General features: G+C 42.8%; 1 protein-coding gene. It reads left to right on the forward strand.

The annotated features are described in order from the left end of the window. Positions 1 to 34 precede the first annotated feature (34 nt). Positions 35 to 484 carry a hypothetical protein gene (locus ACTHUT_RS21645; RefSeq protein WP_440419873.1) on the forward strand — a complete coding sequence of 150 codons (450 nt, stop codon included), beginning with the start codon at positions 35 to 37 and terminating at the stop codon, positions 482 to 484. Positions 485 to 537: the final 53 nt, after the last annotated feature.

Genomic DNA, 537 nt, shown 5'->3' on the forward strand with positions numbered 1-537 from the left:
ATAGAAGTATATTAAAACTACTGCAACCGTATTCTTGTTTGCTTCTGCATTTGCCAGCGCAGATGTCCATATTAATGAAAGCATTCCTTACCGCGACAAAGAAGAAATCGATACCCGTATCGTTTCTGAATGTTTAGAAGTGGGCAGCATTATGTCCAAATCTTTGCAAGAAACTGCAGCCAAAAGTGATGTAACTGTTGTCCGTGACGGTAAAAAACAAGGCACATACGCAGATATCGCCATTACTTCCGCCATGAGCGCAGGCAATGCCTTTATCGGTCACGCCAAAGGTATGGCGGTTTCAGCCGCTTTGTATGTTGACGGCAAACAAGTTAATAAAAAAACCTTCACCCGCAACTCTTCCGGCGGCATGTTTGGCGCTTATAAAAGCTCTTGTGCGGTCTTGAACCGTACTTCTAAAGTCTTGGGTTCAGATATTGCCCAATGGATTGTTAGCGAACAAAAAAACGCTCAAGACAAATAAAACCCCAATTTGACAAAGGCCGTCTGAAAACCGTATTTTAGACGGCCTTTATA

The sequence above is a fragment of the Neisseria sp. P0022.S010 genome (genome assembly GCF_051956635.1).